General features: G+C 61.3%; 8 protein-coding genes. All 8 read left to right on the top strand.

Annotated features, from left to right (window positions below; all coding sequences use genetic code 11):
• Nucleotides 1-314, top strand: a 314-nt coding sequence (locus tag NUW23_06860) for a hypothetical protein (protein MCR4425900.1), incomplete at its 5' end; no start/stop codon positions are given.
• A complete protein-coding gene (purH, locus tag NUW23_06855; GenBank protein MCR4425899.1) occupies nucleotides 290-1852 on the top strand; it encodes a bifunctional phosphoribosylaminoimidazolecarboxamide formyltransferase/IMP cyclohydrolase in 1563 nt (520 codons plus the stop codon). The genes NUW23_06860 and purH, both read left to right, overlap by 25 nt.
• A gap of 11 nt (nucleotides 1853-1863) precedes the next feature.
• Entirely contained in the window at nucleotides 1864-3150 is a 1287-nt protein-coding gene (purD, locus tag NUW23_06850; protein MCR4425898.1) for a phosphoribosylamine--glycine ligase, read from the top strand.
• Nucleotides 3151-3174: 24 nt separating this feature from the next.
• Nucleotides 3175-3468: a sporulation protein YqfC gene (yqfC, locus tag NUW23_06845; GenBank protein MCR4425897.1), complete on the top strand. Its 294-nt coding sequence runs from the start codon at nucleotides 3175-3177 to the stop codon at nucleotides 3466-3468.
• Nucleotide 3469: 1 nt separating this feature from the next.
• A complete protein-coding gene (gene yqfD, locus NUW23_06840) occupies nucleotides 3470-4675 on the top strand; it encodes a sporulation protein YqfD (GenBank protein ID MCR4425896.1) in 1206 nt (401 codons plus the stop codon).
• 50 nt (nucleotides 4676-4725) lie between these two features.
• The gene (locus tag NUW23_06835) at nucleotides 4726-5673 is read left to right on the top strand and encodes a PhoH family protein (GenBank protein ID MCR4425895.1); all 948 of its coding nucleotides are present in this window, start codon (nucleotides 4726-4728) and stop codon (nucleotides 5671-5673) included.
• 6 nt (nucleotides 5674-5679) lie between these two features.
• Nucleotides 5680-7869 carry an HDIG domain-containing protein gene (locus NUW23_06830; protein MCR4425894.1) on the top strand — a complete coding sequence of 730 codons (2190 nt, stop codon included), beginning with the start codon at nucleotides 5680-5682 and terminating at the stop codon, nucleotides 7867-7869.
• Nucleotides 7820-8070: rRNA maturation RNase YbeY (gene ybeY / locus NUW23_06825; GenBank protein MCR4425893.1), on the top strand; the 251-nt coding region annotated here is incomplete at its 3' end. The genes NUW23_06830 and ybeY, both read left to right, overlap by 50 nt.

Below are 8070 nucleotides of genomic sequence, written 5' to 3'. Positions count from 1 at the left end.
TCCTTTCGAGGTTCGAGGGAAGGGTCATAAACATCCACCCATCGCTGCTTCCTTCGTTCCCGGGGCTCAATGCGCAGAGGCAGGCCTTAGAACACGGCGTCCGATACACCGGTTGCACCGTCCATTTTGTGGACCGCGGCGTGGATACCGGACCCATCATTGACCAGCGGGTCGTCCCTGTGCTGCCGGGGGATGATGTCGAGACGCTATCCATGCGGATACTGGAGCAGGAGCACATCCTGCTGGTGGACGTAATCAAGAGGTTCTGTTTGGGAGGGAGTGTTCGGGATTGGGCAAGCGGAGAGCGCTCATAAGCGTCTACGACAAAGAAGGAGTAGTGGGGTTCGCCCAGGGTCTTTTGAGCGTGGGGTTCGAGATCGTGTCCACGGGGGGAACAGCCCGCGCGCTTGGGGAGGCAGGCGTTCGGGTCACAGAAGTGTCAGAGGTTACGGGTTTCCCCGAGATGCTGGACGGAAGGGTCAAGACTCTCCATCCGCGGATACATGCAGGCCTTCTTGCGAGGCAGACTCCAGACCACATGAGTCAGATCCAACGAGCAGGGATTGACCCCATTGAGATCGTAGCCGTGAACCTCTATCCTTTCGACCAGACTGTGGCGAGGGGCGCAACCCACGAGGAGACTGTGGAAAACATAGACATCGGAGGCCCTTCCATGTTGAGGGCGGCGGCGAAGAACCATGAGCGGGTGGCGGTCATCGTGGACCCTGCACGTTACCCGTCGATCCTGGAGGAGATACGGGAGCGGGGGGAAGTATCCCAGGAGACCCGAGAGATACTTGCGGCCGAGGCGTTTGCTCACACCGCCGCATACGACGCTTCAGTCGCAGCCTACTTCTCCTCGCGCCTGGCGGGGCAAGCCCGCAGACTTGAAGGCCCTGCGCTGCTCGGGGCCAGATTTGTTTTCGGTGGCATCCGTGTCCAGTCTTTGCGATACGGCGAGAACCCCCACCAAGCAGCGGCTTTCTACCAAGATGCCGGACGGCCGGCATCCGGCCTGGCGTCCGCCCGCAAGCTCGGCGGGAAAGAGCTTTCGTTCAACAACCTCCTCGACGCTGACACTGCCGTTCGGACAGTCAGGGAGTTCGAGGAGCCTGCTGCAGTCATAGTCAAGCACTTGAACCCGTGCGGAGTGGGGGTAGGGGAGAGCGTTCTCGATGCGTATATGACCGCGCTTGAAGGAGATCCTGTCTCGGCTTTCGGCGGGATAGTCGCGGTGAACAGGCGAGTCGACAGAGCCGTCGCCGAGCAGATCTCCAAGCTGTTCCTGGAAGTCGTGATCGCCCCCGGATTCGACGGTGACGCCGTAGAGGTGCTGGGCCGCCGGCCGGCTCTGAGGATCCTCGATATGCCTGAGGCGGCGATGGCTCACCCCTCAGGAATCGACATCAAGTCCGTGCTGGGCGGGTTTCTCGCACAAGAGCCAGACACGGCTAAGCTGGACCGGTCGAAGATGACGGTACCCACGAGGCGCACCCCAGATGAGGACGAGTTTGCCCAGCTTGAGCGTGCTTGGAAAGTAGTGAGGCACGTCAAATCCAATGCAATTGTGCTCTGGTCCGGGCGAGGCACGGTCGGGATCGGCGCAGGACAGATGAACCGGGTCGGTGCGGCCAGGATCGCGATCGGGGCGGCTGGCAGCCGCGCATCAGGTTCTGTAATGGCGTCCGACGCCTTCTTCCCGTTTTCCGACACGGTGGAGGCTGCGGCGGAGGCGGGTGTGACCGCCATCATCCAGCCGGGCGGGTCCGTACGCGACCAAGAGAGCATCGACGCCTGCAACGCCCGGGGGATCGCCATGGTCTTCACCGGGATGAGGCACTTCAGGCACTAGGGGGCAAGGGCATGTCGCATCCATTGAGTGTCCTCGTGGTTGGGTCAGGCGCCAGGGAACACGCGATCGCGTGGAAGCTGGCCCAAAGCCCGAACGTGGGCACAATCTTCGCTGCCCCCGGGAACCCGGGAATGGCAGCCTTGGCTCAGTGTGTGCCGGTCTCTGTCACAGATATTGAAGGGATAGTCGACTTCGCCCAGGGCAGGGAATGTGACCTCGTAGTTGTGGGCCCCGAGGCCCCTCTTGCCCTCGGGATCGTGGACGCCCTGACCCGTACGGGACTCGTCGCCTTCGGTCCGACGCAGGCTGCGGCCAGGGTGGAGTCCTCCAAGTCCTGGGCGAAGGAGCTGATGGTCCGGGCCGGGATCCCCACCGCCCAGTGTCAGATATTCTCATCACCTGAGGAAGCCGCGGCCGCCGCCCGGGGTATGGGAGGGGAGGTTGTGGTGAAACTCGACGGGCTTGCGGGCGGAAAAGGCGTGGCGGTGGCAGAGACGGCCCAAGAGGCCGAGATGGCCGTCTATGAGCTCTGCCGGGCCAATCCGCAGTCCGCCGGAAGGATCCTCCTGGAAGAACGTCTCGAAGGCGTTGAGGTGAGCGTGCTCGGGATCAGTGACGGGGAACACGTGTGTTCACTCTTACCGGCCAAGGACCACAAGCGAGTGGGTGACGGAGACACCGGGCCGAACACCGGAGGCATGGGAGCGGTGGCGCCGTCCCCGCATTTGAGCCCGGAAGGTCTTGATCGGGTGCATCGGGAGATCCTCGAGCCGGCCGTGGCCGAGCTTGCCCGGTCGGGCACACCGTTCGTCGGTGTGCTGTACGCTGGATTGATGCTGACCCGGGAGGGACCCAAGGTCCTCGAGTTCAACTGCAGGTTCGGCGACCCCGAGACTGAGGCGATCCTTCCGTTGCTCGAGACGGACCTGGCGGATCTCCTTCTCGCGGCATGCCACGGTGAGCTCGCCGGGGCGGCATGCGAGTTTCAGGCGAGTGCGTGCGTGTCTGTGGTGATGGCAAGCCCGGGGTACCCTGGACCGTACCCCACCGGGATTCCCATTCACCTGCCTTCGGACCTTCCACCCGAGGTGGTCATCTTCCACGCCGGCACATCCTCCCGTGAGGGAGTGCTGGTGAGCGCAGGTGGGAGAGTGCTTGCGGTGACCGCCACAGGAGACATCATCGAGACTGCTCGCCGACGGGCATACGCTGCCTGCAGCAGGGTTGACTTCCCAGACTGCCATTTCCGACGAGACATAGGCTGCATCAGGTGCGAGGCGGGGGAATACACTCCATAGAGGACCCCGATCGGAGGTGGCCGGATGCAACCACGTCGGTCCAGGCGGATCGTGGGCCGCGTCTCGGAGTTCCTCGAGATCCCGAAGGACATCGCCCTCGACCTCCCCCGTGTCACTCTCCAGGGAAACACCAGGCTGGTCCTGGAAAACCACAAAGGTATCACCGAGTACGCCCAGGGCCGGATCAGGGTGCAGACTCCAGGCGGAGAACTGATGATCGCCGGATCTGGCTTGATCATCCGGGCCATCAGCCGCGACCAGATAGTCGTGGACGGACGGTTTCGGGCATTGGAGTTCGTGGGCTGGGAGGTATCCTGAAGTGGCAGGATCCGGCCTGTGGGCTTGGCTCAGGGGATATGTTATAATCAAAGTCACAGGCAGGATGCCAGAGAAACTCGTCAACCTCGCTGCGACGCACCATGTGGAGTTGTGGGACATCAGCATGGCGGGCCCGGGGTTCATGGTGGCCCGGGTCAGCCTGGACGGCTACAGGGCACTCAGGCCGCTTCTCGCCGCGTGCGGGTGCCGGGCGACCATCGATGCCCGGGTGGGAGGCCCTTTTCTGCTCGCCCGCATGAGTTCCAGGAAACTCCTATCGCTCGGGGTTGTTATCTTTCTTGCCACCCTCTACGGCCTCTCGGCGGTGGTATGGACTGTGGAAGTAGTCGGGGCTGAATCTGTTGATTCCGCGCAGGTGCGGAGGGTTCTGGAAGAGCTCGGCGCGAGGCGTTGGGCCTGGAGGTCGACTATCGACTGCGACATGCTCAGGCGCGAAGTGATGAGGTCGGTTGAGGGCTTGGCGTGGGCAGGGGTCGAGATCCAGGGCACTTCGTTGGTAGTCCGCCTCGTCGAGAAGGCACTTCCCGAGATGCCCGAGGGTGTAATAGACATCGTCGCGCGAGTGGATGGGGTGATATCCAGGCTCATCCTCCTCACCGGTGACCCTTTGGTGGCAGAGGGGGACACGGTCACCGCCGGACAAGTGCTGGTAAGGGGAAGGCCTGCAGAGCGTGATGGCGAGAAGCCCGTCCACGCAAGGGCCTTCGTCCAGGCGCGCGTGTGGCATGAGGGGTCGGCGTCCGTCCCGCTATTGGTGCAGGAGCGCATCAGGACTGGGAGGTCCAGGTCCTTCTACCGGGTTCGGGCCGGCCGCATATCGTTTACTGTAGGACCGTGGCCGCGATTTGCCGCCTACGATACTGAGGAGCTTGTCAGAAGGTTCGATATAAAGAGGGACGGGCAGGCTTCCGTAGAAATCACCACCATCACCCAGCATGAGATTCATGTCTCAGAGGTGAGGCTCTCACGAGCGGAGGCTCTGGTGATGGCGAGGGACATTGCCCTCCAAGCCGCGTGTCGCGGTCTGCTTGAGGACGTTCGGATCATGGCAACGAACGTGTCGGTTTCTGATGAAGCCCTGGAGCCGGACGAGGTCCGGGTGCGCGTGATAGTGGAAACTCTGGAGGAGATTGCAGTCCCGGTCGAGAGGGAAGGCCAGGATTTAGGAGGGAACAGTCGCATTTGAACGCGCAAGTGGTCGAGGCCAAGTTCCACGCGGTTGACATCGCCGAAGCCATGGAGGTCTTCGGCAACAGGGATGAGAACCTGAAACTCGTGGAGAGGCTTCTGGGGTGCAAGATAGTCGCACGAGCCAATGAGGTCACCGTCGTCGGACCTCAGGGAGAAGTGGACAAGGCCATGAGAGTCCTGGCCGATCTGCAGACCGCGGTCAGGTCCGGCAACCGGGTGTCTGGTCGCGAGACCAGGTATGCAGTGATGCTTGCCCAGAGCGGGAAGCCTGAGACACTGGCTTCCGTCTTGGGCGATGTGATCCAGGTGACAGCCCGCGGAAAGCAGATCAGGGCGCGGACCATTGGGCAGAAGCAGTACGTGGATGCCATGAGGAAGAACGACATCGTATTTGGAATTGGACCGGCTGGGACCGGCAAGACCTACCTTGCCATGGCGATGGCAATCGCGTCTCTGAAGGCCAAGGAGGTCAGCCGGATAGTCCTCACCCGGCCTGCCGTGGAAGCCGGAGAGAAGTTGGGGTTTCTGCCGGGGGATCTTCAGGAGAAGGTCGACCCGTACCTGAGGCCGCTATATGACGCTCTGTTCGATATCCTGGGGATCGATGTCTTCGAGAAGTTCCGGGAGCGGGGAGTGATAGAGATAGCGCCCCTTGCCTACATGCGCGGGAGGACCCTCGATGACTCCTTCATCATCTTGGACGAGGCGCAGAACACCACCCCGGAGCAGATGAAGATGTTCCTGACAAGGCTGGGGTTCTCATCTAAAGCAGTGGTCACCGGGGATATCACTCAGATAGACCTCCCTCGCCGGCGGTTCTCGGGGCTCGAGGAGGTCCAGACAGTCCTTGCAGGCATAGAGGGGATCGAGTTCGTATACCTGACTGACCAAGATGTGGTCAGACACGAGTTGGTCCAGAAGATAATCCGGGCGTACGAGAAGTTCGACACTGGGCGGGTGGACCACGCAGAAGACAGGACCGATGAGAGGTGAGACTAGATGGCCGAACCATCGCGGGAGAGGAAGGCCACGCGTCTCCTCGGGAGACTCGGCAGCATAGCCGGGAACAGATTGGTCATCGCCCTGGCCGCGGTGGTGGTGTCCTCTTTCGTGGTTTCCACAGTCCTCCTCCCGCGGACAGTTGTGCTGGAGGTGGGTAGCCCAGCAAAACGCGACATTCAGGCCCACCGCAGCATAGTGAACCGTTTGGCCACCCAGCGGTTGCAGGATGAGGCAAGGCGTACGTTCCTGCGGAACGCTCCCAGCTCTGCGGCGAATTACCAGATCAACCCGGCTTTCTCCTATGTGGCAGAGGAGTCGGTGGAAGAGGTCTTCGACGCGATCGAGGCTGCTCGGGCGGACGCCGCATCTAGCACCACGAACGCGGCACAGGGAGCTGAGCAGCGTCTGCGCGAGGCCGGAGGCCTGTCGATTTCGTGGGAGGATCTGGTCCAGTTCATTGCAATGGACGAGCCCTTGTTCAAACAAGCCAGGGAAACTGCAGTGTCCCTCGTAGGCAATACTATGCGCAATGTAAGGATCACCGAGGCCAACATCCCCTCGGTCGCATCGGGGATCCCGGAGGACCTCAGCCGGTTGGGCCTGCCCGAAGATGTCATAAAACCCGTGTCCCGTGTGGTGGTGGCTGCGCTCACCCCTAACCTCTCACTTGACCTGGGGCTTGTGGAACGCGCTGCTGAGGAACAGGCAAGCCGGGTGCAACCCGTCTACATTCAGAAAGGGCAGAGCGTCATCAGAAAAGGCGATCCTGCCACTGAGGAACACATAGCGATCCTGACAGACCTCGGGGTTCTGGGGTCCCGAGGAAGCATCAAGGTGTGGCTCGGCATATTCGCTGTGACTGCGGCGGCGATAGGGTACTCCGCCCTGTACATCAGGACATTCAGCCCTCACGCCTCTTCGAGCAGGAGCGCTCTTGTGCTGATCTCTGTGACAGGCATCATCACTCTGGCGACGGCAAGTGTCCTGGCTGAAGTGGCGCCTGATGCTGCTCCACATCTGGTGCCTGTCGCGTTCACGGCTATGGTTATTTCGTCTCTCCTGTCCCTGGAGATGGCACTAGTGGCGAATGTGACCGTCTCCATTCTGGTCGGGTTCCTGCTCCACGGGGACATGTTTGCCGCCCTCACCGCGCTGATGGCGGGAGCTGCCGGAGCTTACAGCGTTCCCGGTTCTCGGGACCGGGCGAGCATGACCCGGGCGGTGGTGTCGGTGAGTGCTGCGGCGGTGGCGACATCCGTGTTCTACGGTTTCGCCTTCGGACAACCGGAGATTGTTGGCAGGTGGTATCTAGGCATTGTCAATGGTATAATATCGACCGTGATGACCCTGGGTTCTCTGCCGTTTTTCGAGGCGATCTTCGGCGTGACGTCTCCGCTGCGCCTCCTGGAATTGGCGAACCCAGGCCACCCTCTGCTCAGAAGGCTGCTTCTGGAGGCTCCGGGTACCTACCATCATTCTATCCTCGTAGGCAACCTGGCCGAAACGGGGGCGCAGGCGGTCGGAGCTGACGCGCTGTTGGTCAGAGTGGGGGCGCTCTACCATGATTGTGGGAAGCTCAGAAGGCCGTACTTCTTCTCGGAGAACCAGTTCACTCAGGGGAACCCGCACGATAGGATCAACCCGTCTCTGTCGACTCTGATCATAACGTCGCACGTCAAGGACGGGGTGGATCTGGCCAGGCAGTACCGGTTGCCGATGCCTGTTGTCGATGTCATACAGCAACACCACGGGACTAGCCTGGTGTCCTTCTTCTACTACCGGGCCACGGAGAGTGAGAAGGACCTGTGTGTTGAAGAGAAGGACTTCAGGTACCCAGGCCCCAAACCTCAGACTAAGGAGGCGGCCATCGTGATGTTGGCCGACTCCACTGAAGCCGCAGTCCGTGCCCTGGCTGAGCCTTCACCCTGGCAGGTCAACAGCGTCGTCAGGAAGATAATTCGAGAGAGGCTCACTGATGGGCAGCTCGACGAGTGCAACCTGACCCTGCGGGACCTCCATGTTATAGAATCCGCCTTCATGGATGTGCTCTCCGGGGTCTACCATGAGAGAGTGGAGTACCCGGACCTCCTGCCGAAAGAGACGCGGGAGGCGGAGGGGAGGAAGATCGTTCTTGACAGTGGAGATAGTGAACCGGCAGCGGAAAGTGCAGATCGGGGGACATCTTGAAGACACCATAAGGGAGGCAGTTCAAATTACACTCATAAGGACACTTGGGCGCGACGATCTCGAAGTGACAGTCTCCTTTGTTGACGACGAAGAGATCGCTTCCTTGAACGAAACTTACCGAGGGATACCGGGCCCCACCGACGTCCTGTCGTTTCCGCTCGAGGACCCGGCCTCGGTATCCTCAGTCAGCTCCGCCGGGTC

It is taken from the genome of Bacillota bacterium (assembly GCA_024655925.1).
In the GTDB taxonomy this organism is placed as follows: domain Bacteria; phylum Bacillota; class DTU025; order DTU025; family JANLFS01; genus JANLFS01.
This window is presented reverse-complemented; position numbering and strand designations above follow the sequence as displayed.